The organism is Methylocystis sp. Uni0008 (assembly GCF_056838045.1).
Genome location: NZ_CM166370.1, coordinates 3553127 through 3578264, shown reverse-complemented (window position 1 = coordinate 3578264; position 25138 = coordinate 3553127). Strand labels below are relative to the sequence as shown.

The following is a 25138-nucleotide window of genomic DNA, read 5'->3' as shown; positions in this document are numbered from 1 at the left end:
GCGAGTCCGCCAAACGTCGTCTTAGAGCCGCCGCGTGCGCCTCATGAATGAACGCCCAAGAAGGCCAACGAGATAACCGCCGATGGTGATCGCGAAATAGACGATGATGACAAAAGCCCAGCGGTCGCTGGCAGACGCCACCCTGCGGAATATTTCCGCCAGATAATTGAGATCGATGAAGCTGTTCGCGAACAGCCCGCAAGCGACAGCGAGCGCTGGCACGATCCACCAGGGCGCTCTGAAATAGCCGAGGAGAATGGAGAGTAGAAAGACGACGAAACCGAAGACGTGCAAAAATTCGAGGAAAACCGCCTGGGAAAGCAAGCCAATGAATCGGATCAGCCAAAGCATCTGACGCCTCTCTGCCGCAAGCTCAGACCGTTTTCTTAGCTGAATTCGACCGCAGCAGCCATATGGTTCGCCCTCTCAATCACCAAGATGTTCCCCCGGCGTCCGCGGATGGGCCAGAAGTCGGGAACGGCATTGCGCAGCGGACCGCGGGTTTCCGCGCCCCTCAGCCGGGCTGGCGGGGCGACGCGCTGGGCCGCTCCCCTGACAAGAGTTCCGCCAGCCATCGGGTCGAGGGGAACTGCTCAAGAATCGTCAGCGTTGCGATCGAAAGCGGGACGCCGAGAAAGGCGCCAAGGGCGCCCCACAGGAAAGTCCAGAGCACAATCGAAAAAAGGACGATCGGCGGGGAGATCGACAGAGCTGATCCCGAAAACACCGGCTCGAGATAGCTGCCGATGACGAACTGGATCACCAGCACCCCCAGAAATACGAACAAAGGCGTCTCCACCGAGCCGAATTGCACGAAGGCGAAAAGCGGCACAAGCACTGTGACGATGAGGGAGCCGATGTAGGGCAGGTAATTCAGCGCAAAGGCCAGCACGCCCCATGCGCCAGCCATTTCCAAATCCATGAACTGGACGAAACCCCAGATAGCGAGACCCGTCGCAATGCTGGCGATCGTACGAACGAACATATAGGTGCGGAACTTTTCGCTGATCTTCCTGCCGCCTTCCAGCAGGCGTCGGCCCGTCTCCTGATTTTCGAGAGAAGCAATTCGCGCCTGAACGGCGTCGGTCTCCGCCAGTCCCAAAATAACATAAACGAGAACGATGACGGCGAAGGCCAAAATTGTGTTCACTCTCACAGCGACTGTACGGAGAAGCCTGATGAGCGATGCGGCGTCAAAATGCTCCGTAATGAGCGTGAAAACGAAAATGTCGTGCTCTTCCAGCCACGACGTGGATGTCGTCACCGTTTCCTGGATGCGGTCGAAATTCTGTCTGATCCACTCCACCACCTCTCTGCCGCCCCAGGCGATCAGAGCGAACAGCGCCAGAATCACGGCGGCGGTCATCACGACTGTCACAGTCAGAGCAATCGCCTTCCCTACTCGCGCCTGCATGGCCTTCTGCAAGGGCCAGGCGATCGCGATGATGAAGACAGCAAAGACGACCGGCTCAAGGACCGCCTGCCCGAACTTGCAGGCGACCAGGACGATAAAGAGGATCACGGTAACGGACGTCACGTTCGCGATGCGACTGTTTTCCATGATGGTCCCGTTACCGTTGCAGGCGCGGCCCGTCGTTGATTCGAACCGGAACGCGGTCTGATCGCCGACGCGGCTCATCGAACGGCTAAGTTTATGAGCCGGCCAGTTGGGGTGGCAAGCGGCGATTCTGAGCAGTGAGGCAGTTGGGCCGTCAGATCGCGCGGGAGGCGCCGAACGCGCGCGTTCTCATTGAAGGATCGGCCGATATAAGGAGTGGAGAAGCACAGCCGGCGCCGCTGTTAAGGGACGGCGTCGGCTCTGAGATTTTGCGATTAACGCCCTAGCGGCCTCAGCGCCGATATAACTTCTCCAGCGCATTCTCGCCGAGGAGCTCGTGAAGACGGCCAAGGATCAACAGCACGACGCCGAAAAAGCCGAGCGACATCCAGCCGAAAAAGACAAAGCCCCAATGCAGTGGACCCGCAAAGCCTTCGTCCATCGCCCAGAATGTGTGACCCCACTCATTGAATCCCACATTTGGGATCGTCATGAAGACGCCGACGACAAGCACCGCAAAGGCGAGAGAATAGCCCTTCGCGAAAAGAGGCAGGCGCGTCTTCGCATAGAAGAACGCGCCCAGCCCGATGACCGCAAAGAGCGGATACGAAATGTAGAAGGTGATGATATTGCTCGGCGTGAAATCCGTGTCTCGAACGGCGGTCATGTGCCAGACTGCCGTCTGCTCGGTAAAGAAGCTCAGCCCCCAAAAGAGGGCGAGGGAAAAAACGACCAGCCACTGAACCAAATAAATGAGCCGGCGCATCTCTGCTGCGGCGCTCAGGTTCGCCAGATCGCGGTCGCGCGTGCGCCACAGAAAGCCGACGAGGCCGACCGCGCCGAAGCTCGACGCCAGGATCGCAAATTGCAGCAGGCTCATCCAATAGGACTGAAATTCGGGCGAGAAGGAATCGAGTCCGGCGCTCCATGCGAATAGCTGCTCGTAGAGTCGCAGGATCGCCACGTAGAACATCAGCGCAAAAACGCCGATGAAAACGGGTCTTGTATCCATGATTTGCTCCGCGCGCCGGGCGGCGGAACGGGTTTCTGCTTTTGTCGTACTCATGATTGTCTCCAGATGTCTGTACTTTCGGGGCCTAGCGCCCTCAATCGAAGTCTGATGCGTCGCGCGCGACGGTCGGGAGCTGAACCAGCTCGGCGGCCGACTGGACGGTGAATTAACTGAAGAGCTCTCTCGCGAGCGCACGACTATCGCAGCATGGCCATCGCGTCGCGGGCCTGCTCTGAAAGGATTTGTCGCGAGAAAAGCCTCAGCCCTGCTGAGGGGGAGCCCGTGGCGACTGGGGCGCGCGTTTTGGCTCGATGCGCGGCGCGCGATCCGAACCTTCCGGTGGTCGCGGAATGGCTTCGGTTGGGAAAAATACAGCGGTTGAAACGTCAGACTTTAGAGGAGGCGCATCCAGCGCGCTCTCATGAAGAATGCAGCAGAGCCCTTGGCAGGTGCGGTCGTCGGGCGCCGGCGGTGGCGCGCTCCCGGTCGCTTCGACTTGCGGCGCGCAAAAAAATGCGCCGAAAACGACGCCGCCCTCTCCGAGCGCCGCGAGATGCGCGACCGCGACCGTCGTCTGAGCGAGAAAAAGGCAGGCCACCATCGCCGCGAACATGCGCGCGCGCAGACTCTGCCGCTGAATGAATGGAGCCACCGCCGCCTCTCGGTTTCCAGAGGCAACGTTAGGTTTCGAACGCGCGAGCGGTCAAGCAACGCGTCGGCGGCGCCATGCGGCGAAACGACGCGTCGAATTTGATGCAGGACAAGATCATCCGCGACGCGCCTGTTCTCAACATTGATTTGAAATCTCGCTCTCGATCTTGTTGCAGGGCTCCGAACGCCACGCCCCCATCGCGTGACGTGGAGAGCCCCAGTTTCATGCCCGACCTTGGCCATAACCTTGGCGCGCCGACGGCAAGCTCTGCTTGCCGAAACTGCCCCGAGTTTGCGGCCGGCTGTGGGAAAGCGCCACAGGCGTTGTGTTGAAATCGGCTCGCCGAATGGGGTGCGCTGTCATAAGTTCAACGATGCGGCGACGGAACATGGCGGCACGCGGGATGCCTGAGATGCATAAAGGCGTTTGCGCCGGCTTGAGCGCGCGAGAACCGAAGACGGCGCAATTCAAAGGCTGGTCAGTGCGCATCCTAAGCACGGGCGGCTACTTCCTCGCGGCCTCGCTGCAGCCGCTACGCCGTGCAGCGCTCGAGTTGAAAGTCTACGCCCGTGGCGAATTCGGACGTTAGAAGCGGCGCGCGGCGCCCTCGGGAAGAAGCGCAAGCGATCGTCCTTGAGGTCGTGCGCGAACTCGTGGTCGAATTGCATCCCGATCTCGTCGACTCTCGTCTCGTGCAGCTCGACAGCGACCTCGATCGTGATCTCGCGCTCGACAGCCTTTCGCGGGCGGAGCTTCTGCTGCGGCTCAACCGCACCTTCAAGGTGCAGCTGCCCGAGAGGCTCATCGGCGAGGTCAACCGCCCTCGCGATCTCGTAGACGCCGTTCTCGCGGCAGGAGCCGTGGCTGCGCCCGTGGCGCTTCGCGCCGCGTCGGCGATGACGCTTGAGGCCGTGAGCGAGCCGATCGAGGCGAAGACGCTGATCGATGCGCTCGCGCGTCACGCCGAACTTCACGGCGACCGCGAGCATGTTTTGCTCTGGCGGGCGGAAGGCGCGCCGGAACCTCTGACCTATCACGACCTCTATCACGCCGCGCGGGCGGCGGCGGGCGGTCTGATTGAACGCGGAGTCGGCCCCGGCGATCGAATCGCGATCATGCTGCCGACGAGCCGCGATTTCTTCGTCGCCTTTTTTGCGGTTCTGTTCTGCGGCGCCGTTCCCGTGCCGATCTACCCGCCATTCCGTCTGTCGCAGATCGAGGATCATCTTCGTCGCCAGGCCGGCATATTGTCGAACGCTGAGGCGAGCGCGCTCATCACCAACGACGAGATTCGGATCGTCGGGCGATTGCTATACGGGCTCGTCAGCGCGCTCCGGCACATTGTCACGATTCCTGAATTAAGCGCAGCATCGCCCTTGCCCGCGCCGCTGCCGGCCGCGCCTGACGCTACCGCACTCATTCAATACACGTCGGGCAGCACCGGCGACCCGAAGGGCGTCGTGCTGTCTCACGCGAATCTGCTGGCGAACATTCGCGCCATGGGCGCCGTATTGAAGGCCTCGTCGGCGGACAGGGTCGTCAGCTGGTTGCCGCTTTATCATGACATGGGCCTGATCGGCTGCTGGCTCGGCAGTCTCTACTATGGCGCGCCCGCTCTCATCATGTCGCCGCTGTCCTTTCTCGCTGATCCGGCGCGCTGGTTCTGGGCGATCGATTCGCACAGGGCGACGATTTCCGCGGCGCCGAATTTCGCATATGAGCTTTGTCTGAAAGCGATCGACGACGCCAAGATCAACGGCCTCGACCTGTCGTCGCTGCGGGGGATCATGAACGGCGCCGAGCCCGTGAGTCCGACGTCCCTCGCGCGTTTCGCTCAGCGGTTTGCGTCGTACGGTTTCCGGCCCGAGATGATGACTCCGGTTTACGGGCTGGCGGAGAACGCCGTCGGGCTTGCCTTCCCGCCGCTCGGCAGAGGACCGCTCATCGATCGCGTCGATCGCAAGGCGCTCGATCGCGACGGCGTCGCGCGCGTCGCCTCTGCGGGAGCCGACAGCGTCGTCTCATTTGTCGCCTGTGGACGGCCGCTGCCGCATCATGAAATCCGCATCGTCGACGACGCCAGCCGCGAACTGCCGGAGCGACAGGAGGGACGCATTCAGTTTCGCGGCCCCTCTGCGACGCGAGGATATTTCCAGAATCCTGAAAAGACAGCCGCGCTGTTCGACGGCGACTGGCTCGAGACCGGAGACCGCGGCTATATCGCGGGCGGCGACGTCTTCATCACCGGCCGCATCAAGGATCTGATCAAGCGCGCCGGACGCAACATCTATCCGCACGAGCTGGAGGAAGCGGTCGGAGCGCTCGACGGGACGCGAAAGGGCTGCGTCGCCGTTTTTCCCGCTCTTGATGCGCGCGCCGGAACGGAGCGACTCATTGTCCTGGCCGAAACGCGCCTCACGGACGACGCGCGGCGATCGTCTTTGCGCAAGAGGATCACGGAGACGTCTCAAGCCTTGCTCGATCTCGCGCCCGATGAAGTCGTTCTCGCGCCGCCGCATACGATTCCGAAAACTTCGAGCGGCAAGATCAGACGCTCCGCTGCTCGCGCCATGTTCGAAGCCGGCCGGCTGCAAGCAAAGAGCGAAAGCCCGCAGTTGCAGCTTGTCCGCGTCGCATTGTCGGGCGTCATGCCTCGTCTGCGCCGTCTCTCATCGAATTTCGCGATCTCGGCCTATAACGGCTACGCGTGGAGCGTGCTGGTTCTGATCGGCGCTTTCGTCTGGCCAGCCGTGCTGCTGACGCCAAAGCGGAACTGGCGTCACCGCCTTGTCGGCGCCGCCGCCCGGCTGTTTTTCCGCCTGATCGGATGTTCGCTCACGGTCACCAGCGATGCGCCCGTCCCACAAGAGAACGCCATTCTTATCGCCAATCATTCGAGCTATCTGGACGGCGTCGTGCTGATCGCCGTCTGTCCTGGCGAGCTTTCGTTCATCGCCAAGGAGGAGCTTGCGCATCAGCGCGTCGCCGGTCCGTTCTTGCGGCGACTCGGCGCGATTTTCGTGCGCCGATCTGATCCGGCCGGCGGCGTCGCCGACGCGAGGAACGCTCTGAAGTCAGCGCGGGCCGGCATTCGGCTGGCCTGGTTTCCGGAAGGAACTTTTTCGCGCATGCCCGGCCTCCTCGCCTTCCATATCGGCGCGTTCTCGACCGCCGTGCAATTGGGGCTTCCGGTCGCGCCGATCACCATACGCGGCACCCGGTCAATTTTGCGCAGCGATTCATGGCTGTTCAGACGAGGTCCTATCGCCGTGCATATCGGCGCGCCGATCGAGCCTCGAGGCGATGACTTTCAGGCCGCGGTCGCGTTGCGCGACGCAACGCGGCGACAGATTTTGGAGCGTTGCGGCGAACCCGATCTTGCTCACGAGCGCGTGACGTTGACGGGATGACACGCCATTCGAATATTCGTTGAGACGAGCGCCAGGAGATGAACCGCAATGGAGCGGATCTGGTTGAAAAATTACAGCGCGGGCGTTCCTGCGGAAGTCGACGTCAACGCCTATCGCTCCCTCATCGATATGTTTGAACGCAGCGTTGCGCGCTATTCGGACAAGCCGGCCTTTATCCAGATGGGCGTAACGCTCACCTATGCTGACGTCGACCGCCTGTCGCTGTCCTTTGCAGCGTTTCTCAGCGAGGAGACGAGACTTCCGAAAGGCGCGCGTGTCGCGCTGATGATGTTGAATGTTCTTCAGTATCCGATTGCGCTGCTGGGCGCGCTCCGCGCAGGATATGTCGTCGTCAACTGCAATCCGCTCTATACGGCGCACGAACTCAGCCGGCAGTTGGCGGACTCGGGCGCACAGGTTGTCATCGTCCTTGAGAATTTCGCGTCCGTTCTGCAGGCGGCTCTGCCCCTGACGCAAGTCGAGCGCGTGGTCGTCACCCGTATCGGCGATATGCTTGGTTGGGGACGGGGAACGCTCGTCAATTTCATGGTCAAGCGCGTCAAAAAACTCGTGCCGGAGTGGAGCATCCCAGGCGCGATCGATTTTCGCGCCGCTCTGCGACGAGGCGCGCACCGCGCGTTCGCGCCTCCGGCTATCGCGCCCGATGACATCGCCTTTCTGCAATATACGGGTGGGACGACGGGCGTGCCCAAGGCGGCGATGCTGACGCATTACAACGTCGTCGCCAATATTCAGCAACACCATGCGCATTTGAGCGCCGTGCTGGGGGATGGACAGGACGTCGTGATTACGGCGATCCCACTCTTCCATATCTATGCGCTGACGGTCAGTTGCCTGCTGGCGATAAAAATTGGCGCGGCCAATGTGCTGATCGTCAATCCGCGCGACATCAACGGTCTCGTTAGAGAACTCGCCAAATACAGGTTCACCTGTTTTCCTGGCGTCAGCACGCTGTTCAAGGCGCTTTGCGAAAATCCTGAATTCAATCGACTCGATTTCACAAGCTTACGTATTGCCGCATCGGGCGGATCGGCGCTGCAGGAAGCCGTCGCGCGAAAGTGGCAAGCGATCACCGGCAAAGCTCTGATCGAAGCTTACGGTCTGACTGAGGCGTCGCCCGTCGTTACGTGCAACCCGCCCGATCTGACGGCGTTCAATGGATCGTGCGGCGTGCCTATCCCATCGACAGATATCGCCATCAGGAACGAAGAGGGCGCGGATGCGCCCATTGGCGAAGCCGGAGAATTGTGCGTGCGCGGACCGCAGGTCATGAAGGGCTATTGGAACAGGCCCGACGAGACGGCGAATGTCATGACCTCCGACGGCTACCTGCGGACCGGCGACATTGCGACCATCGACGAAAACGGTTTTGTGCGCATCGTCGATCGCAAGAAAGACATGATCAATGTCTCTGGCTTTAAGGTATATCCCAGCGAGGTCGAGGAGGTCCTTGCGCGACATCCCGGAGTTCAGGATGTTGGCGTCGTAGGCGTCCCCGATCCGGTTTCTGGAGAGCGGGTCAAGGCGATCGTCGTCAGGCGACGCGATGTGACGCTAACGCAAGCCGAACTTGAGGCGCACTGTCGCAAATATCTTACCCGCTACAAGCTCCCGCACATCATCGAGTTCCGAAACGAGCTGCCGAAGACGAGCCTGGGCAAGGTTTTGCGGCGCGGCTTGCGGGAAGCCGCGCCCGCACCGCGGAGCTTGTGATGGCGGTGGCGTTTTGATGCCTGTCCACTGCGCCGAAGTCGCCGAGATGTTCGATCCGACGGAGAGATCAAGGGCGACAATCCGCTCCGCACGCGAGAGACGACAGCCGCGCGTCCCCTCACCCTACCTGCCCGCGATGGCGCAGGAAATGATCGGCGAGCACACACGCCATCATCGCCTCCCCGACAGGAACGGCGCGTATGCCGACGCAGGGATCGTGGCGGCCCTTCGTGACGATGTCGGTCTCATTGCCGAAGCGATCGATTGTTCGGCGGGGCGTGAGAATCGAGGAAGTCGGCTTGACCGCGAAGCGCACGATGACGGGTTGGCCTGTCGAAATCCCGCCGAGCACGCCGCCGGCGTTGTTGGATAAGAACTGCGGTCCGCTCGGTCCGGCGCGCATCTCGTCGGCGTTGTCTTCGCCAGTGAGTTCCGCGGCGGCGAAGCCCGCGCCGATCTCGACGCCCTTCACTGCATTGATCGACATCATCACCGCGGCCAGATCGGCGTCGAGCTTGCCGTAGATCGGCGCGCCCCAGCCGGCGGGAACGCCTTCGGCGACAATCTCGATCACCGCGCCCACGGACGATCCGTCCTTGCGCACGTCATCGAGATAATCGGCCCATAACGCCGCCGCGCGCGCGTCGGGGCAGAAAAGCGGATTGCGCTCGACCTCCGCCCAATCGAATTGCGCGCGATCGATCTTGTGCGGGCCAACCTGCACGAGCGCGCCGCGAATCGTCACCCCGGCGATCACCTTGCGCGCGACCGCCCCGGCGGCGACCCGCGCCGCGGTTTCGCGCGCCGACGACCGCCCGCCGCCGCGATAGTCCCGCACGCCATATTTCGCGTCATAGACGTAATCGGCGTGGCCAGGGCGATATTTGTCGGCGATCTCGCCATAGTCCTTGGAGCGCTGGTCGGTATTCTCGATCACGAGCGCGATCGGGGTTCCGGTCGTCACCTGCCGGCCGTCGCGGTCGGCAAAGACGCCCGAAAGGATCTTCACCTCATCCGTCTCGCGTCGCTGCGTGGTGAAGCGAGACTGTCCGGGCTTGCGCTTGTCGAGATAGCCCTGGAGATCTCCCGCTTCGAGCGGAATTTTCGGCGGACATCCGTCAACGATCGCGCCGAGCGCCGGGCCGTGGCTCTCGCCGAAGGTCGTGACGCGGAAAAGGTGGCCGAAACTGTTGTGGGACATGCGGTCTTCTAGGCCGCACGCCGGCGCCGGTCAAACCGCCGCCTTTCAGGCGACGGCGCCATGACGCGGCGCGCGCGCGCCGTTAAGATAGGCGCATGACCCTCACGCATAAGCCCGTCGGCCCCGGCAGCCATATCTTCCTCGTCGACGGCTCTTCCTTCGTCTTTCGCGCCTATTTCCAGTCGATCCGGCAGGATGCGAAATATAATTATCGCACGGACCGGCTGCCGACCGGCGCCGTGCGGCTTTTCTGCACAAAGCTATTGCAGTTCGTGCGCGAGGGCGCCGCCGGCGTGAAGCCCACGCACCTCGCCATCATCTTCGACAAGAGCGAGCATTCCTTCCGCAAAGATCTTTATCCGGACTACAAGGCGCACCGCACGGAGCCGCCGGACGATCTCATTCCGCAGTTTCCGCTGATGCGCGCCGCGGTGCGGGCGTTCGGCCTCACCCCCATCGAACAGGACGTCTACGAGGCCGACGATCTCATCGCCACCTATGCGACGCAGGCGCAGGCCAAGGGCGCCGACGTGCTGATCGTCTCCGCCGACAAGGATCTGATGCAGCTCGTCGGGCCCGGCGTCAGAATGTACGATCCCGCCTCGGGAACGGCCGGAACGAAAGGCGCGCGCGAAGAACGCCTTATCGGCGAAGCCGAGGTCGTCGACTATTTCGGCGTCACGCCGGACAAAGTTGTCGACGTGCAGGCGCTCGCCGGCGATTCGACGGACAATGTGCCGGGCGCGAAGGGCATCGGCGTCAAGACCGCCGCCCAGCTCATCAATGAATATGGCGATCTCGAAACGCTGCTCGCCAAGGCGTCCGGCATCAAGCAGCCGAAGCGCCGCGAGGCCTTAACCGAGCCCGACGCGGTCGCGCGGATTCTAATTTCGAAGAAGCTTTGCGAACTCGTGCGCGACGCGCCTCTCGAAACGCCGCTTGAGGATCTCGGCCTTCATCAGCCGGACGCGGCGAAGCTGATCGCCTTTCTGCAGGCGATGGAATTCACCACCATCACCCGCCGGGTTGCTGAGATGTATGGCGTCGATGCGCATGAGATTGCGGCCGACCCCGGCTTTGTCGGCGCCGCCGGCTGGCGCGGGCGCGGCGGCGAACCGTCCGAGATCTCGCCAGCCGCGGCGGAAGCGCCGAAACCAGGGAAACAGACGAGCGACGCCCTCACGCCCGCGAGCCTCGTCTCCGCGCGTCTCGTCGAGGCGAAGGCGACAAAGATCGACCGGTCGACTTATGAAACGATCGCCTCGACCGACCGTTTGGATCACTGGATCACGCAAGCCGCAAGCGAGGGACTCGTCGCGATCAACATCGAGACGAGCCTGCCAGACCCGATGCGCTGCGAACTGATCGGCGTCTCAATGGCGACGGCGCCGGGTCACGCCTGTTACGCGCCCCTACAGCATCGAACAGGCGAGTCCGCCGACCTGTTCGCCGGCACCAATTTGGCAGAGGGGCAGATCCCGCTCGAGGCCGCTCTCGCCCGATTGAAGCCGCTCTTCGAAGATCGCTCGATCCTCAAAATCGCGCATAACGTGAAGCACGATCTGCTCGTCCTTTCGCGCTACGGCATTGATGTCGCGCCGATCGACGACCCGATGCTCATGTCCTACACGCTGGACTCGGGACGTGGCGATCACGGCCTCGACGAGCTTGCGCGCAAATATTGCGGCCACGAGGCGCTGACCTTTGCCTCCGTCGCCGGGTCGGGCCGCAATTTCGTCGGCTTCGCCCGCGCCAAGCTGACCGCAGCGACGGAGTATGCGGCGGAGCAGGCGGATGTCGCCTTACGCCTTTGGCGCGTGCTGAAGCCGCGGCTCTCGTCCGAACGCATGACCGCCGTCTATGAAACGCTGGAGCGGCCGATGGTGGCGACGCTCGCGCGCATGGAGCGCAGGGGCGTCACCGTCGATCGCGCGATGTTGTCGCGCCTTTCCGGAGAATTTGCGCAGGACATGGCGCGTCTCGAGGCCGAGATCTTCGATCTTGCCGGCGAGAGCTTCAATCTCGGCTCGCCCAAGCAATTGGGCGATATTCTCTTCGGCAAGATGGGGCTTCCTGGCGCGAAAAAGACCGCCACGGGCGCCTGGTCGACGTCGGCGAGCGTTCTCGAAGACCTCGCGAGTTCGGGCAATGATTTCGCGCGACGCATTCTCGACTGGCGGCAAGTCTCCAAACTCAAGAGCACCTACGCCGACGCCTTGCCCGGCTATATCAATCCGGAAACCGGCCGCGTGCACACGAGCTATGCGCTCGCCGCCACGACGACGGGACGGCTTTCTTCATCCGAGCCCAATCTGCAGAACATTCCCGTGCGTAACGAGGCTGGCCGCAAAATCCGCAAAGCCTTCGTCTCGACGCCCGGCCATGTGCTGATTTCTGCGGACTATTCGCAGATCGAATTGAGACTGCTCGCTCATATCGCCGACATTCCTCAGCTGAGACGCGCCTTCGCCGAAAATCTCGACATTCACGCGATGACGGCGAGCGAAATGTTCAACGTGCCGATCAAGGATATGCCCGCCGAAACGCGCCGCCGCGCCAAGGCGATCAATTTCGGCATCATTTACGGCATTTCCGCCTTCGGACTCGCCAATCAGCTGAGCATTCCGCGCGAAGAGGCGAGAGCCTACATTAAGCGCTATTTCGAACGCTTTCCAGGCATTCGCGACTATATGGATTCGACGCGCAAGACGGTGCGCGAGAAGGGCGCAGTCTCGACCATTTTCGGCCGCGTCTATCACTTCCCCGGCATCGGTTCGGCCAATGCGTCAGACCGCGCCTTCTATGAGCGCGCCGCGATCAATGCGCCGATTCAGGGCGCGGCCGCCGACATCATCCGCCGCGCCATGATACGGATGGATGATGCGCTCACCCACGCCGGTCTCACCGCGCAGATGCTTCTGCAGGTGCATGACGAACTTGTGTTCGAAGCGCCTGCGAATGAAGCCGAGGCGACCATCGACGTCGCGCGCCGAGTGATGGAGCAGGCGCCAGCGCCTTCCGTCCACCTCGCCGTGCCGCTCAAAGTCGACGCGCGCGCCGCCACCAACTGGGACGAGGCGCACTGACGCTTCACAGACCTGGATCGACCCCGTCCTGCGCTTCTTCTGTCTCCAGTCCAAACTTCAGTCGCGACCAGAATCGTTCGTGGACATAATAGAGCGCAACGACCGCCAGCATTTCCACGCCGGTAATCTGGGCCGCGAGCCCCGCGCTTTGAACGAAGGCGTACACGATCAGGAAGGTCGAAACGCTTGCGGGGGCGAGCCAGGACAGCGCTTTGACGAGGCTGCGAACGGGAGTCGGCTTGAACGACTCGCGGGCCAGCGTCAGGCCTTCCATAGAAGCGTAGCTGAGTTCGGTCAGCGGCGGCGCGGCGCGCCCGTTCGACGCCGCGACCGACTTCACCATGCCGACCGCAACCGTTTCATTGGTGATGCGGTCGATCAGAATGAACCCGCCGGTCTCGCGATTCTCGACGTAGAGATCGCAGGCGATCACCGTCTCGAGCGACAGGCGCGCCTCGCCGATCTCATTGAAGCCGAGCGTCGATCCTCCGGGGAGCGGCTGCGGCAAGCCAGTTTCAATGTTGAGCCGCGCGTCGACCGCCGTCACCGCCGCCGGCGCCGTCTTCGTTCCGAGCTTCAACAGGTAGCTCTTGCCGACGACGAGAGGCTCACGCACCAGCCACAACAGCTTCGCTTCGAGACGGTCGCCGGTCTTTGCTGGCGATACCGGCGAACACAGAAGATCGCCGCGCGAAACGTCGATTTCCTCGGTGAGCGTGAGAGTCGCCGATTGGCCTGAAACGGCGCTGTCGAGATCGCCGTCGAAGGTCACGATCCTCGCGACGCGCGTATCGCGTCCCGAGGGCAGAATGCGCACGATATCGCCCGGCTGGATGTTGCCGCCGCTGATGAAGCCGGAAAATCCGCGAAAATCCAGATTGGGTCGATTCACCCATTGCACGGGCATGCGGAACGGCGCGATCCGCGTGGCGTCGTCCACGGCGACGCCTTCGAGATAGGAGAGCAGCGGCGGTCCGTCGTGCCAGGGCATATTCGCGCTGCGGTGGACGAGATTGTCGCCGTCCTTGGCGACGAGCGGCGCGACATAGATGGAGGCGAAGCGAAGATTGTCGGCGAAGGCGTGGAAATCCGCTTCGATCTTGCGGAAAACATTTTCGTCGTAGCCGACGAGGTCCATCTTGTTGACCGCGACGACCACATGGCGGACGCCGAACATGGAGGTGATGACGCTGTGTCGGCGCGTTTGCGGCAGAATTCCCTTGCGCGCGTCGACAAGCAGGATGGCGAGATCGGCGGTCGAAGCGCCGACGGCCATGTTGCGGGTATATTGCTCGTGGCCGGGGGTATCGGCGACGATGAACTTGCGTCTGTCCGTCGCGAAATAACGATAGGCGACGTCAATGGTGATGCCCTGCTCGCGCTCGGCCGCCAGCCCGTCGACGAGCAATGCGAAGTCGAGCGCTTCGCCCTGGGTGCCGTGCTTCTTCGAATCGGTTTCGAGCGCCGCGATGACGTCGTCGGGCGCTAGATCGGCGTCATACAGCAGACGACCGATCAGGGTCGATTTGCCGTCGTCGACCGAGCCGCAGGTGATGAAGCGCAAGAGCGGCTTTTCGCCGACCAGTCGCGCGGACGCGCGCGACGGCGATGCGGCAGCGACGGCGCCATGCATGTTAGAAATACCCTTCCTGCTTCTTCTGTTCCATCGAGCTGGAGCCGTCGTGGTCAATCAGACGCCCCTGGCGCTCCGATGAGCGGCTTTCGCGCATCTCTGTGATGATCTCTTCGAGGCTCGCTGCATCGCTCTCGATTCCGCCCGTCAGCGGATAGCAGCCGAGCGTGCGAAAACGCACCATCTTATGTTCGATCGTTTCGCCGGGCGCGAGCTCCATGCGCGCGTCATCGACCATGATGAGCGTGCCGCTGCGGCGCACGACGGGCCGTTCCTTGGCGAAATAGAGCGGCACGACCGGAATGTTCTCGCGCGCGATGTAATCCCAGATGTCCGCCTCGGTCCAATTGGACATCGGGAACACGCGCAGACTCTCGCCGGGCGCCTTTCGGGTATTGTAGAGGCGCCAGAATTCCGGCCGCTGATTCTTCGGATCCCACCGGTGCTGCGCCGTGCGGAAGGACAGCACCCGCTCCTTCGCGCGGGATTTTTCCTCGTCGCGCCGCGCGCCGCCAAAAGCGGCGTCGAACTTGTATTTGTCCAGCGCCTGCTTCAACGCCTCCGTCTTCATGATCTCGGTGTGAAGCTTCGAGCCATGGACGAACGGGCTGATGTTCATCTCAATCCCTTTGGGATTGATGTATTCGATGAGTTCGACGCCGAGCTCCTTCACGCGACGATCGCGGAATTCGATCATCTCGCGAAATTTCCATGTCGTATTGACATGGAGCAGCGGAAACGGCGGCTTCGAGGGATAGAAGGCCTTCATGGCGACGTGCAGCATCGCCGCTGAATCCTTGCCGATCGAATAGAGCATCACCGGCCGCTCGCACTCGGCGACCGTCTCCCGCATGATGTGGATGCTCTCGGCTTCGAGTCGATCGAGATGGCCGAGCGAACGCGTGGCGAGCGCCGTCATGGACGCGCCTCCTGCGGCGCCGGCCCGCGGCGCAACACGCCGTCTTCGCCGACATGGAGGCCGCATTCCTTCTTATTGTCTTCCTCCCACCACCAACGGCCGGCGCGCTCGCTTTCGCCGGGCAGCACCGCGCGCGTGCATGGCGCGCAGCCGATCGACAGAAAGCCCTTGGCGTGGAGGTCATTGATCGGCACTGAATACTCCTCGACCGCGGCGACGATCGCGTCGCGCGTGTAATCTGCGAGCGGATTGAGCTTGAGCAGCCTGTGCGTCTCGTCAAAGGCGATAAGCGGCGCATCGGCCCGCGCCTGCGACTGATCGGCCCGAAGCCCGGTCACCCATGCCGAAACGCCCGCGAGCAGCCGCGACAGCGGCTCCACCTTGCGCACGTGGCAACAAGCCTTGCGCGCCTCGACGGCCTTGTAGAAGCCGTTGATCCCCTGCTCTTCGATCAGCGCCTCAAGCGGCGCGGCCTGCGGATAGACGGCGCGAATGCGCCGCGCGTAGCGCGCTTCCGTGCGCTCCCACAGCTCATAGGTTTCCGGAAAGAGTCGACCCGTGTCGATCGTCGCGACGTCGATATCAAGCCCTTGCGTGAAGATCGAATGCGCGATGAGCTGATCCTCGACGCCGAAGCTCGTGGTGAACACGATCCGGCCGGGAATGAACTCGCGAACGAGCAACAGACGATGATCGAGGTCGAGCGGCGCCAGTCGCGGCGCGAGCGTTTCAGCGATCGACGGCTTCATGAGCGCGCGGCCCTCCGGCGCGCTTCGAGAATCGAGCTGCGCCCCGCGTAGCCGCGCTGATAGCTCATCGAATAGGCGTTGAGCGCGGCGCGCCACTGTCCTTCGTCCTGGCGATCGGCGAGATCGTCGGGAATTTCGATCGTGTCAAAGCCGCATCCAAGCGCATGGGAGTATTGGTCGGCGACGAGCCGGCCGCTCGCGCGCAACTCGCCCTGAAACCGCGCCCGGCGCAACAGCCGCGCCAGAGAGAAGCCGCGGCCGTCTGCGAAGGCAGGAAAAGCGATCGAGACGAGGCCGAGTCGCGGCAGCGCCGCCGCGAGGGCCGACGGCTCCGTCGTGTTGGGAACGATCACGCCAAGCGTCGACGCCGGTCCGAGGACCTCGAGCGCATGTTCGAGTCGCGGCAACGACACGATAACCTTGCCGGCCTTCGGCAGCGCTTCCTCATCGGCGAGACGCCGCCATGAGTCCTCGACGAAGCGGCCGTCAGATATCAGCGCCATCTTCGCCCTCCCGACGCAAGGCGTCCTTGAACCGCGAATGACCGATGCGCCGCCACGCGTCGATGAAGGTTTCGCCTTCTTCACGCTCGGCCAGATAGAAATCGACGAGATGTTCGATGACGTCCGGCACCTGGTCCGCGGTGACGCCCGGTCCCAGGATTTCGCCGATCGACGCGGAAAAGGTCGGATCGCCGCCGAGCGTGATCTGATAGGATTCCTGTCCCTTCTTCTCGAGACCGAGAATGCCGATCGCGCCGACATGATGATGGCCGCAGGCGTTGATGCAGCCCGAAATCTTGATGCCGAGCTTACCGATCCGCCGCTGCCGGGACATGTCTGAAAAACGCTGCGAAATCGCCTGTGCGACAGGAATCGACCGCGCGGTGGCCAGCGAGCAATAGTCGAGGCCCGGGCACGAGATGATGTCGGAGACGAGGCCGGCGTTCGCCGTCGCGAGCCCGGCGGCGTCGAGCATGCGCCAGAGCGCGAAGAGATCGTCCTGCTTCACATGCGGCAGGATGATGTTCTGCTCATGGCTGACGCGCAGTTCGCCGAAACCGAAGCGCTCGCTCGCGTCGGCGAGCACACGCATCTGATCGGACGTGGCGTCGCCGGGAATGCCGCCGATCGGCTTCAGTGAAACGGTGACGATGGCGTAGCCAGGGATCTTGTGCGCGCTGACGTTAACGTCAACGAAATTGGCGAAGGCTGGCGTTTCCAGTTTCGCGGCGCGCAGCAAGGCGGATGTCGCCGGCAGAGTTTCATAAGGCGGCGGCGCAAAGAAAGCGGCGATGCGCTCGAATTCTTCCGGGTCGTGGGAGAAAACCGAACGGTCCATCGCCGCGAATTCGGCGTTGACGGCGGCGCGGATTTCCTCGAGCCCCTTCTCGTGGACAAGGATTTTGATGCGCGCCTTGTATTTATTGTCGCGCCGGCCGAAGCGGTTATAGACGCGCATGATCGCCTCGAGATAGGCGAGGAGATCCTGGCGCGGCACAAATTCGCCGACGACCTTGCCAACGAAGGGCGATCGGCCGAGACCGCCGCCGACAACGACCTGATAGCCGATCTCGCCAGCGTCGTTCGTGACGATGCGCAGGCCGATGTCATGCACCATGATCGCGGCGCGGTCATGCGCGGCGCCCGTCACGGCGATCTTGAACTTGCGCGGCAGGAACGAGAATTCCGGATGCAGGCTCGACCATTGGCGCAGAAACTCGGCCGTCGGCCGCGGATCTTCGATCTCGTCCGGCGCGACGCCGGCGAAATGGTCAGCCGTCACATTGCGGATGCAGTTGCCCGACGTCTGGATCGCGTGCATCTCGACTTCGGCGAGCGCTTCCAGAATGTCCGGCGTATCGACGAGCTTGGGCCAGTTGTACTGCAGGTTCTGGCGCGTCGTGAAGTGGCCGTAGCCCCTGTCCCATTTGTCGGCGATGTCGGCGAGACGGCGCATCTGCCGCGCGGTCAGCGTGCCGTAGGGTATCGCGACGCGCAGCATATAGGCGTGGAGCTGGAGATAGAGCCCGTTCATCAGCCGGAAGGGGCGGAACTCCTCTTCCGACAACGCGCCCGAAAGCCGCCGGCTTACCTGCTCGCGAAACTCCGCCACGCGCTCGCTGACGAAGGCCGCGTCATATTGGTCGTAGCGGTAGGTGGTCATCGGCGCGTTGGCCCGCTGCGCCACCCGCACATCAATCGCCGTCATGGCGCGCCTCTGCTCGCTTGCTTGCCGAGGTCGAGGCGAACGCTTGGTCCCTTCACGCGCATCCTTTCGCGATAATGCAATGGCGTCGGCGCGCCGTCTCTCCCGATCTCGACGTCTGCGAGATAAACGTCGACGACCCGGTTGTCCGAGATGTCGCGCTTGCCGGAGGCTTCGAGCGCGGCCGCCTCCTGCGCATTCTGCGCGACGCGCGCGCGGCGATGGTCGTCCTCCCAGCCTGTCGGACCGAGAAACACGACTTCGCCGTCCGTGAGCTTGGAGGCGACGAGGATCTGCGGATGTTTGAAGGCGGGCATCACGTCTCCTGCGCGAGCTTCAACCGAAGGCCGCTCATGTCGTCGGACCAGATGATCTGGCAGGAGAGACGCGAGTTTTCGTAAATCATCGGCAATTCGTCGAGTTTTTCGATTTCCTCTTCGCGCGGCGGCGGCACGCGGCGCGCCGAGTCGGCGTCCAGGATGACGTGGCACTCGGCGCATGCGAGCGCGCCGCCACAGGTGTTGTCCATGCCGACGCCATGGTCGCGCAAAATCTCCATCAGCCGCCAGCCTTCCACGGCTTCGAGCTCGTGGACCAAGCCGTCGCGATCCTCGACATGCAAAGTCGGCAGACTCTGCTGCGAGGATTCAGCGGGCCGCTGCGCAACGATGTTCTCGATGTTGCTCATGTCTTTGACGCGCCGACTGGTCCGCGCCGGCGAGCAGCCGCGGACGTTCTGTATTTCGAACGCATAAACCTCTAAACCGCACGAATGTCAATTCACGATCGAATTGCGGAGCTTAACAATATTCACATCATATTAACGTTGTTTGATGCGCGTCACAATTGAAACGCCATCCGCGGCTAGCTGAATCAGCGCATGACAAGCGCCGAAAACCATGTTTGTTAAGCTCTTGCCATCCAATAGCAGCGGCGCCAGCGCGAATTCCTACAGGAGCCCCCATGGTTAAAAAGCCGGTCAAAATCACCAGGGAAGCGCCAGCGAAGCGGGAGCCGGAGCGTCGTGGACGAACGGCCGAGCCTCAGGCGCCTGCCTCGAACGGCGCCGTTCGGCCGGCCGTGATCGTCGTTGGCGCCGACAAGGGCGGCGTCGGCAAGACGACGATCGCCAGAGCCATCCTCGACTTTCTGTCGCTCAACGACATTCATGCCCGCGCGTTCGACACCGAGACGCCGCGCGGAACCCTTCACCGCTTTCACCCCGACGAGACGATGATCGTCAATCTGACCGAACCGGCGGATCAGATGAAGATCATCGACACGCTGAATACGTCGCAGGCGAAAGTCAGCGTCATCGACGTTCGGGCCGGCGGCCTGAGTCCCGCGCTCTCGGCGCTCGACGAGATCGGCTTTTTCGATGCGGTGAAAGGCGGCGAATTCCGGTTCATTCTGCTGCATGTGATCGGACCCTCCATCGCGTCGCTGGAGGAGATCGCCGAGATCGCGCCCTATGTCGCGGACGCCAACTATTTCATGGTGAAGAATCACGTCAACGACACGACCTTCTTCGAGTGGGATCCGCAAACTCACGCGAAATATTTCGAGGACGTCGTCACAACGGGCGAAATCACGATCCCCAAACTCAGCGAGCTTGCCTATGAGCAGGTGGAGCTTTCCGGCACGCCGTTCTCGACGTTCATCGCCAATCAGGACGCCCAACGCCAGCCGGCGGAGCATTCCTTCGTGCTGCGGGGGTATGTCCGAACCTGGCTCGCGCGGGTCGCCGACGAGTTCGAAAGAGTCGGCCTTCTCGAATTGATCGGCGAAAAAAGGCGATAAAGGTCGCGGCGGCGCGCATTGTCTCCGCGAAGGCCACATGACGCGCCGCACATTAGCGTTCTTCGTTTGCTCGCCGCGGTCGCAAACGGGCGTGACGACGGCGGCGCGTTTGCTCACGGATTATTACCTCTCGCGTAACGTCGCCGTGGAGGGCTTCGATACGGTTTGCCGCGAGCCGCTCTATGCGCTGCTGTTTCCCGAACGGACGCGCATCGTGGACCTGAGCGAGGTCAGGGGACAGATCTCGCTCTTCGATCGCCTGCTCGTCGCCGACGAACGGCCGAAGATCGTCGATGTCTGGCATCGCTCCTATGAACGCCTGTTCTCGACAATCGCCGAAATCGGCTTTCTCGAAGAAGCGCAGCGGCTTGGCGTGGAGCCGATCGTTCTCTTCCAGACCGACGCCACGGCGCGTTCGGCGAACAGCGCGCTGGCGCTTAAAACCACATGGCCCAATCTCACCATGAACCTCATTCACAATCCCGGCGTTTCGCCGCTCGGCCGCGACTCCTTCGCGATCCTTGCGCGTTATCCTTCAAGCGGAAAATTCGTGATTCCGCGTCTTGAGGCGCCGATTGCGCGAGCGCTCGACGACGTCAATCTTTCGCTATCTCGATTCGTGCGGGAGCCGCCGCCGGAAATGTCCATCGTGGTTCGAACGGCGCTCAAAGCCTGGCTCCTGCCGATCTATACTCAGTTCCAGAGCTTCGAACTGCGGCTTGCGCTGCAGTCGAGCGAATGCCTTCGCTAAGGGCCGGTCATGGAATACCGCAAGCTCGGAAACACCGATCTCTCCGTCTCCGCAATCTGTCTCGGCTCAATGACCTGGGGCGAACAGAACAGCGAGGCCGAGGGCCATGCGCAACTGGACTACGCCTTCGAGCGCGGCGTCACCTTCGTTGACACGGCGGAAATCTATTCCATTCCCCCGCGGCGCGAGACTCAAGGCTCGACTGAGCGCGTCATCGGAAGCTGGATCGCCGCGCGAAAGAACCGCGACAAGGTGATCGTCGCCACGAAGGTCGCGGGGCGCGGCGGCGCCGACTGGCTGCGTCCCTGGGGCGGCGGGACGGTTCTCGACGCCAGGAACATCGACCAGGCGGTCGAAGGATCGCTCAAGCGGCTGCAGACCGATTACATCGACCTGTACCAGCTGCATTGGCCAGATCGATCGCTGCCGCTTTGGGGCGCGGGCGGCACGGTCTACCGCCGCCCCACGAGGCGCGAGGAAATTCCGATCGAAGAGACGCTCGAAGCGCTGGCGCGGTTGGTCAGGGCGGGCAAAGTTCGGCACATCGGCCTTTCCAACGAAACGCCTTGGGGCGTGGCGCGTTTCCTGCGCGCCGCCGAACTCGGCCATGGCCCGCGCGTCGTTTCGATTCAAAACGCCTACAACCTCATCAACCGCACTTTCGAGATCGGACTCGCCGAATTCGCCGAGCGCGAGCGCGTCGGCTTGCTCGCCTATTCGCCGCTCGCACAAGGGTACCTCACCGGCAAATATCAGGGCGGCGCGCGGCCGCCCGGCGCCCGCACGACGCTGTTCGAGCGGGCGCAGCGTTATGAGAAGCCGGAAGTCGAACAGGCGATCGACGCCTATCTGGCGCTCGCGAAGGATATCGGCGCCGATCCCGCGCAGCTCGTAATCGCCTTCGTGACGTCGCGGCCCTTCGTGACCTCGAATATCATCGGCGCGACCACGATGGAGCAGCTCAAGACCGACCTTGCATCGACGGCGTTCAGGATCACGCCTGAAATCGAGCGGCGCATCGACGCGATTCACGCTCTGCACAGCAACCCTGCGCCGTGAGCGAAGGCGCAACTCTTCGCAAGGAAACGCCAAAGGACTATCCGGCGATACGCGACCTGCTCTGCGCGGCCTTCCGACAACCCGGCGAGGCCCAACTCGTCGAGGCGCTGCGCGAGGAAGGCGACCTGGTTTCGGGCTGCGTCGCCGCCATGAACGGAGACATCGTCGGCTACGCCGCCCTGTCCCGGATGAAGGCTCCCTTCCCGGCGCTGGGTCTCGGTCCCGTCGCTGTCGACGCGGCGCGCCGACGCAAAGGCGTCGCCAGCGCGCTTCTGCGTTGGAGCTTGGCGCAGGCCCAGAACGAGCAATGGCGCGCGGTTTTTGTGTTGGGCGACGGCGCTTTTTACGGCCGGTTCGGATTTCGACCAGAGCTTGCGGCAGGGTTCGGCTCGCCATATTCGGGGCCGCATTTCATGGCGCTGGCGCTCAACGGCGGGCTTCCGATCAAGGAGGGGCGGATCGACTATGCGCCAGCCTTCAATCGGCTCGGCGGCGGCTGACCTTTACGCGTGTCCGGCGTGCGTCGACAGTCGTTGGGGATCGACGCCGATCGAGCGCAATGCGCGCGCATATTTCGTCTCGAGGTCGCGGTCGAACAGCAAAGCGGGATCGGCCGGACAGTTCAGCCAGCCGTTGCGCTGAATCTCTTCTTCGAGCTGGCCCGCGTCCCAGCCGGCGTAGCCGAGCGCGAGCAGCGCGCGGTCGGGACCTTGGCCTGCGGCGATGGCGCGCAGAATGTCGATCGTCGCCGTAAGCGAGACGCCGTCGTCGATCGGCAATGTGGAATTATCCAGGAAGAAATCCGGCGAATGCAGCACGAAGCCGCGGTCGGTCTGCACCGGCCCTCCCGACAGCACCTGAATATCTTCCGCGCGGCTCGGCAGGCTGATGCGCTCCTGCGGCGCGATCACTTGCAGTTGCACGAGCAGATCGGGGAAATTGCGCACACGCGCCGGCTGGTTGACGACGATGCCCATCGCGCCTTCTTCGGAATGGGCGCAGAGATAGATCACAGATCGCGCGAAACGCTGATCCAGCATGCTCGGCATGGCGACCAGCAATTGGCCGTCGAGAAAGCGGCGCTCGCCAGGACGACCGCTGTGGCGCTCGCCTGCTGCAAAATCTTGCTTCTTGCCGCTCGGCCTCATAGGGTCATGCTACGCCCGCCGCGCCCTCAGGACAAGCGGCGCAAATCACGTAACTAACTGCCTTGACTACGGGACGGGGCGCGGCAGGAGCATGATGCGCTCAAAATTCTTTTGGTTCGCGCCGCTAGCGGTCACGCTCGCGCAGGGAGTGGCGACGGTGTCGCTCGCGGAGCAGGCGAGCTTCGCCTCTGCGGTCGTTAAGAGCGCCGCGTCGAGCGCTCGGCTCCTTTCCGCAGGTCCGCCGCAGAGCGGCTCATATCGGGCCGCCGTCGAGATCGCGCTCGATCCCGAAACCATCACCTATTGGCGCCAGCCTGGCGAAGCAGGCTCCGCGCCCACCTTCGATTTCTCAAAGTCCGTCAACGTCGCGAAGGTCGAACCGTCCTTTCCCGTCCCAAAACATATCGACGAAGCGGGAACCATCGTCGCGGGCTACGCTTCTCGGGTCATTCTGCCGTTGAAGGTCACCGCGCGCGATCCGAACGCGCCGGTGACGCTCAATCTCGCGCTCGACTACGCGTCATGCGGAAAGATCTGTCTGCCGGCGCGCGCCGATCTGTCGCTGCAACTGCCGCGTGATGGCGCTTCGCCACACGCCGCCGAGATCGCAGAAGCCGAACGGCTGGTGCCCAAAAAGCTTTCCGCGACGGAAGCGAAGAAGCGTTTCGCGCTCTCGCGGAGCGGCGCAGAAGGATCGTGGCGGCTGCGCTACCTGGGGCCCGGCAAGGCCGAGGATGTCTTCGCCGAAGCGGACTCGCCGTTCTTCATCGAGAGCGCGCGCGTCGGAGAAGGTTTCGAACTCAAGCTGTTTTCCGGCGATGCGCCTGCGAAGGCCGCCGATGCGACGCTCACCATTGTCACCGACGCCGGCGCTTTCGAGGCCCCGGCGCGGCTCGAGTGACGCGGCCCGTAACGTCCCTTATTCCACTTCGGCGTCGATCGGCGCCGCAGCCTCATGATCGAGCTTCGGCGTGCGCTTGAACGTCGATTTACGGCCGCGCAGCGTCTGGAGAATCTTCGCGCCGTTGGCGAAGGCGAGATAGATCATCAGCGGCGGAATTGACGCGACGGTCTTCACGTAATCGCCGACGCTCCCGCGCTTGAGCGCCAGATAGGGCGGCAGCGTGATGCCGAGCGCCACCAACGCCGTCATGATCCCGATGATCTCCAGCATGCCGGCATAGGGCGCGAGAGACCCGTGGAGGATTATGCCAAGAACGAAAGCGATGAATCCGATCGCGGCGACGGGGAAGAAAATCTGATGGGCGATGAGAGAGATCGCCATGACGCGCCGCGTCAGGCTCCAGGGCGAGCGCCAGATCGGCACGATCGTCTTCTGCGCGACCTGCACGAAACCATTGGACCAGCGTCTCTGCTGGCGGCGGAAATCGCGAATGCCTTCCGGCACCTGGCCGGGAATCGGCGGCTCCGAGACAAACAGCCCATGCCATCCGTTGAGCGCCGCGCGCACCGTGAGGTCGAGGTCTTCGCACAGCGAATAGTCTGACCAGCCGCCGGCGTCCTCGATCGTCGCCCGTCGCCAGATCCCGCCGGTGCCGTTGAATTGGAATAGCCAACCCGCATGCGCGCGCGAGCGCTGCTCGACGAGATAATGGCCATCCTGAACGAGCCCCTGGGCGCGCGTCAGCCAGTTCTTTTCGAAGTTCTGAAACTCGCAGCGCGACTGCACGAAGCCGACGCGTTCGTCGGTCAGAAACAGCGGGACTGTCCGCTTGAGCCAATTCGTCGGCGGGCGGAAGTCCGCGTCGAGCATCGCGACGAAGGGTTCATCGGTGAGCGTGAGGCCGTGCGCGCAGGCGCCGGCCTTGAAGCCCGAGCGATCGGCGCGCCGCACGTGATCGATGACCGCGCCGCCGAGGCGAAGCTCCGCGGCCACGGCGTCCGCGCGCGCGCTGGTCTCGTCAGTTGAATCGTCGAGCAGCTGAATGCGCAGCTTCTCCTTGGGCCAGTCGAGAAGCGCCACGCAGCGCAGCGACTGCTCTGTGACGAGCGGCTCGTTAAACACCGGGATCTGCAGCACGACGCGCGGCAGATCCGAGTCAGGCGTGGCGGGCGCTTGCGGATCGCGGACGCCGCGCAGCTGGTCGTAAAAGAAGCGGCCGATGACGATCAGATAGCCGATCCCGATCGCAGCCAGGATCGAAGCGGAGGCAAACGTGATCGCGTCGGCAAGGAATCGAAAAAGCCCCAGCACCAA

23 protein-coding genes are annotated in these 25138 nt (G+C 62.9%); 9 read left to right on the top strand and 14 right to left on the bottom strand.

What is annotated here, in order from left to right:
* Window positions 1-21 precede the first annotated feature (21 nt).
* The 4 genes from AC0X69_RS17735 to AC0X69_RS17720 form a co-directional block, all read right to left on the bottom strand.
* Window positions 22-351 carry a hypothetical protein gene (locus AC0X69_RS17735; protein ID WP_482609347.1) on the bottom strand — a complete coding sequence of 110 codons (330 nt, stop codon included), beginning with the start codon at window positions 349-351 and terminating at the stop codon, window positions 22-24.
* A gap of 163 nt (window positions 352-514) precedes the next feature.
* Window positions 515-1561, bottom strand: a complete 1047-nt coding sequence (locus AC0X69_RS17730; protein ID WP_482609345.1) for an AI-2E family transporter — start codon at window positions 1559-1561, stop codon at window positions 515-517.
* Window positions 1562-1850: 289 nt separating this feature from the next.
* Window positions 1851-2624, bottom strand: coding sequence for a methane monooxygenase/ammonia monooxygenase subunit C (locus AC0X69_RS17725; protein ID WP_482609343.1), 774 nt, complete (start codon window positions 2622-2624; stop codon window positions 1851-1853).
* Between the two features lie 205 nt (window positions 2625-2829).
* A complete protein-coding gene (locus AC0X69_RS17720) occupies window positions 2830-3222 on the bottom strand; it encodes a hypothetical protein (protein WP_482609341.1) in 393 nt (130 codons plus the stop codon).
* A gap of 412 nt (window positions 3223-3634) precedes the next feature.
* Between AC0X69_RS17720 and AC0X69_RS17715 the strand changes: the two genes are divergently transcribed.
* The 3 genes from AC0X69_RS17715 to AC0X69_RS17705 are packed head-to-tail and all read left to right on the top strand — an operon-like array spanning window position 3635 to window position 8366.
* The gene (locus AC0X69_RS17715; RefSeq protein ID WP_482609339.1) at window positions 3635-3811 is read left to right on the top strand and encodes a hypothetical protein; all 177 of its coding nucleotides are present in this window, start codon (window positions 3635-3637) and stop codon (window positions 3809-3811) included.
* Window positions 3792-6632, top strand: coding sequence for an AMP-binding protein (locus AC0X69_RS17710; RefSeq protein WP_482609337.1), 2841 nt, complete (start codon window positions 3792-3794; stop codon window positions 6630-6632). The genes AC0X69_RS17715 and AC0X69_RS17710 overlap by 20 nt, the downstream gene beginning before the upstream one ends.
* 48 nt (window positions 6633-6680) lie before the next feature.
* Window positions 6681-8366, top strand: a complete 1686-nt coding sequence (locus tag AC0X69_RS17705; RefSeq protein WP_482609335.1) for an AMP-binding protein — start codon at window positions 6681-6683, stop codon at window positions 8364-8366.
* Between the two features lie 118 nt (window positions 8367-8484).
* Here AC0X69_RS17705 and aroC read toward each other — a convergent pair whose 3' ends face one another.
* The gene (aroC, locus tag AC0X69_RS17700) at window positions 8485-9567 is read right to left on the bottom strand and encodes a chorismate synthase (protein WP_482609333.1); all 1083 of its coding nucleotides are present in this window, start codon (window positions 9565-9567) and stop codon (window positions 8485-8487) included.
* A gap of 95 nt (window positions 9568-9662) precedes the next feature.
* Between aroC and polA the strand changes: the two genes are divergently transcribed.
* On the top strand, window positions 9663-12653 hold the full coding sequence (gene polA, locus AC0X69_RS17695) for a DNA polymerase I (protein WP_482609331.1): 2991 nt from the start codon (window positions 9663-9665) through the stop codon (window positions 12651-12653).
* Window positions 12654-12657: 4 nt separating this feature from the next.
* Here polA and cysN read toward each other — a convergent pair whose 3' ends face one another.
* From cysN to AC0X69_RS17660, 7 genes are read right to left on the bottom strand one after another with little or no spacing between them, the layout of a single operon-like run.
* Window positions 12658-14286, bottom strand: coding sequence for a sulfate adenylyltransferase subunit CysN (gene cysN, locus AC0X69_RS17690; protein WP_482609329.1), 1629 nt, complete (start codon window positions 14284-14286; stop codon window positions 12658-12660).
* Window position 14287: 1 nt separating this feature from the next.
* Window positions 14288-15205, bottom strand: coding sequence for a sulfate adenylyltransferase subunit CysD (gene cysD, locus AC0X69_RS17685; protein ID WP_482609327.1), 918 nt, complete (start codon window positions 15203-15205; stop codon window positions 14288-14290).
* Window positions 15202-15954, bottom strand: coding sequence for a phosphoadenylyl-sulfate reductase (locus AC0X69_RS17680; protein ID WP_482609325.1), 753 nt, complete (start codon window positions 15952-15954; stop codon window positions 15202-15204). The genes cysD and AC0X69_RS17680 overlap by 4 nt, the downstream gene beginning before the upstream one ends.
* Window positions 15951-16457: a DUF934 domain-containing protein gene (locus AC0X69_RS17675; protein ID WP_482609323.1), complete on the bottom strand. Its 507-nt coding sequence runs from the start codon at window positions 16455-16457 to the stop codon at window positions 15951-15953. The genes AC0X69_RS17680 and AC0X69_RS17675 overlap by 4 nt, the downstream gene beginning before the upstream one ends.
* Window positions 16441-18165, bottom strand: a complete 1725-nt coding sequence (locus AC0X69_RS17670; protein ID WP_482609321.1) for a nitrite/sulfite reductase — start codon at window positions 18163-18165, stop codon at window positions 16441-16443. The genes AC0X69_RS17675 and AC0X69_RS17670 overlap by 17 nt, the downstream gene beginning before the upstream one ends.
* Window positions 18162-18479, bottom strand: a complete 318-nt coding sequence (locus AC0X69_RS17665; protein ID WP_482609319.1) for a DUF2849 domain-containing protein — start codon at window positions 18477-18479, stop codon at window positions 18162-18164. The genes AC0X69_RS17670 and AC0X69_RS17665 overlap by 4 nt, the downstream gene beginning before the upstream one ends.
* Window positions 18479-18850 carry a 2Fe-2S iron-sulfur cluster-binding protein gene (locus AC0X69_RS17660; RefSeq protein ID WP_482609317.1) on the bottom strand — a complete coding sequence of 124 codons (372 nt, stop codon included), beginning with the start codon at window positions 18848-18850 and terminating at the stop codon, window positions 18479-18481. Before AC0X69_RS17660 ends, AC0X69_RS17665 begins: the two co-directional genes overlap by 1 nt.
* A 275-nt stretch (window positions 18851-19125) precedes the next feature.
* On the opposite strand from AC0X69_RS17660, the gene AC0X69_RS17655 reads away from it, so the two are divergent.
* From AC0X69_RS17655 to AC0X69_RS17640, 4 genes are read left to right on the top strand one after another with little or no spacing between them, the layout of a single operon-like run.
* Window positions 19126-19962 carry a hypothetical protein gene (locus AC0X69_RS17655; protein ID WP_482609315.1) on the top strand — a complete coding sequence of 279 codons (837 nt, stop codon included), beginning with the start codon at window positions 19126-19128 and terminating at the stop codon, window positions 19960-19962.
* A 37-nt stretch (window positions 19963-19999) separates the two neighbouring features.
* The gene (locus AC0X69_RS17650) at window positions 20000-20713 is read left to right on the top strand and encodes a hypothetical protein (RefSeq protein ID WP_482609313.1); all 714 of its coding nucleotides are present in this window, start codon (window positions 20000-20002) and stop codon (window positions 20711-20713) included.
* A gap of 9 nt (window positions 20714-20722) precedes the next feature.
* Window positions 20723-21772: an aldo/keto reductase gene (locus tag AC0X69_RS17645; RefSeq protein ID WP_482609312.1), complete on the top strand. Its 1050-nt coding sequence runs from the start codon at window positions 20723-20725 to the stop codon at window positions 21770-21772.
* Window positions 21769-22272, top strand: a complete 504-nt coding sequence (locus AC0X69_RS17640; RefSeq protein WP_482609310.1) for a GNAT family N-acetyltransferase — start codon at window positions 21769-21771, stop codon at window positions 22270-22272. The genes AC0X69_RS17645 and AC0X69_RS17640 overlap by 4 nt, the downstream gene beginning before the upstream one ends.
* Before the next feature lie 3 nt (window positions 22273-22275).
* Here AC0X69_RS17640 and AC0X69_RS17635 read toward each other — a convergent pair whose 3' ends face one another.
* Window positions 22276-22920, bottom strand: a complete 645-nt coding sequence (locus AC0X69_RS17635) for a YqgE/AlgH family protein (RefSeq protein ID WP_482609308.1) — start codon at window positions 22918-22920, stop codon at window positions 22276-22278.
* Window positions 22921-23011: 91 nt separating this feature from the next.
* Here AC0X69_RS17635 and AC0X69_RS17630 point away from each other — a divergent pair, with 91 nt between their 5' ends.
* On the top strand, window positions 23012-23821 hold the full coding sequence (locus AC0X69_RS17630; RefSeq protein WP_482609306.1) for a protein-disulfide reductase DsbD domain-containing protein: 810 nt from the start codon (window positions 23012-23014) through the stop codon (window positions 23819-23821).
* A gap of 18 nt (window positions 23822-23839) precedes the next feature.
* Here AC0X69_RS17630 and AC0X69_RS17625 read toward each other — a convergent pair whose 3' ends face one another.
* Window positions 23840-25135, bottom strand: coding sequence for a glycosyltransferase family 2 protein (locus AC0X69_RS17625; protein WP_482613435.1), 1296 nt, complete (start codon window positions 25133-25135; stop codon window positions 23840-23842).
* Window positions 25136-25138: the final 3 nt, after the last annotated feature.

Coding starts and splice junctions, on each gene's coding strand:
- AC0X69_RS17735 (WP_482609347.1), bottom strand. CDS start 351: ATGCTTTGGCTGATCCGATTCATTGGCTTGCTTTCCCAGGCGGTTTTC.
- AC0X69_RS17730 (WP_482609345.1), bottom strand. CDS start 1,561: ATGGAAAACAGTCGCATCGCGAACGTGACGTCCGTTACCGTGATCCTC.
- AC0X69_RS17725 (WP_482609343.1), bottom strand. CDS start 2,624: ATGAGTACGACAAAAGCAGAAACCCGTTCCGCCGCCCGGCGCGCGGAG.
- AC0X69_RS17715 (WP_482609339.1), top strand. CDS start 3,635: ATGCATAAAGGCGTTTGCGCCGGCTTGAGCGCGCGAGAACCGAAGACG.
- AC0X69_RS17705 (WP_482609335.1), top strand. CDS start 6,681: ATGGAGCGGATCTGGTTGAAAAATTACAGCGCGGGCGTTCCTGCGGAA.
- aroC (WP_482609333.1), bottom strand. CDS start 9,567: ATGTCCCACAACAGTTTCGGCCACCTTTTCCGCGTCACGACCTTCGGC.
- polA (WP_482609331.1), top strand. CDS start 9,663: ATGACCCTCACGCATAAGCCCGTCGGCCCCGGCAGCCATATCTTCCTC.
- cysN (WP_482609329.1), bottom strand. CDS start 14,286: ATGCATGGCGCCGTCGCTGCCGCATCGCCGTCGCGCGCGTCCGCGCGA.
- cysD (WP_482609327.1), bottom strand. CDS start 15,205: ATGACGGCGCTCGCCACGCGTTCGCTCGGCCATCTCGATCGACTCGAA.
- AC0X69_RS17680 (WP_482609325.1), bottom strand. CDS start 15,954: ATGAAGCCGTCGATCGCTGAAACGCTCGCGCCGCGACTGGCGCCGCTC.
- AC0X69_RS17675 (WP_482609323.1), bottom strand. CDS start 16,457: ATGGCGCTGATATCTGACGGCCGCTTCGTCGAGGACTCATGGCGGCGT.
- AC0X69_RS17670 (WP_482609321.1), bottom strand. CDS start 18,165: ATGACGGCGATTGATGTGCGGGTGGCGCAGCGGGCCAACGCGCCGATG.
- AC0X69_RS17665 (WP_482609319.1), bottom strand. CDS start 18,479: ATGCCCGCCTTCAAACATCCGCAGATCCTCGTCGCCTCCAAGCTCACG.
- AC0X69_RS17660 (WP_482609317.1), bottom strand. CDS start 18,850: ATGAGCAACATCGAGAACATCGTTGCGCAGCGGCCCGCTGAATCCTCG.
- AC0X69_RS17655 (WP_482609315.1), top strand. CDS start 19,126: ATGGTTAAAAAGCCGGTCAAAATCACCAGGGAAGCGCCAGCGAAGCGG.
- AC0X69_RS17650 (WP_482609313.1), top strand. CDS start 20,000: ATGACGCGCCGCACATTAGCGTTCTTCGTTTGCTCGCCGCGGTCGCAA.
- AC0X69_RS17645 (WP_482609312.1), top strand. CDS start 20,723: ATGGAATACCGCAAGCTCGGAAACACCGATCTCTCCGTCTCCGCAATC.
- AC0X69_RS17635 (WP_482609308.1), bottom strand. CDS start 22,920: ATGAGGCCGAGCGGCAAGAAGCAAGATTTTGCAGCAGGCGAGCGCCAC.
- AC0X69_RS17630 (WP_482609306.1), top strand. CDS start 23,012: ATGATGCGCTCAAAATTCTTTTGGTTCGCGCCGCTAGCGGTCACGCTC.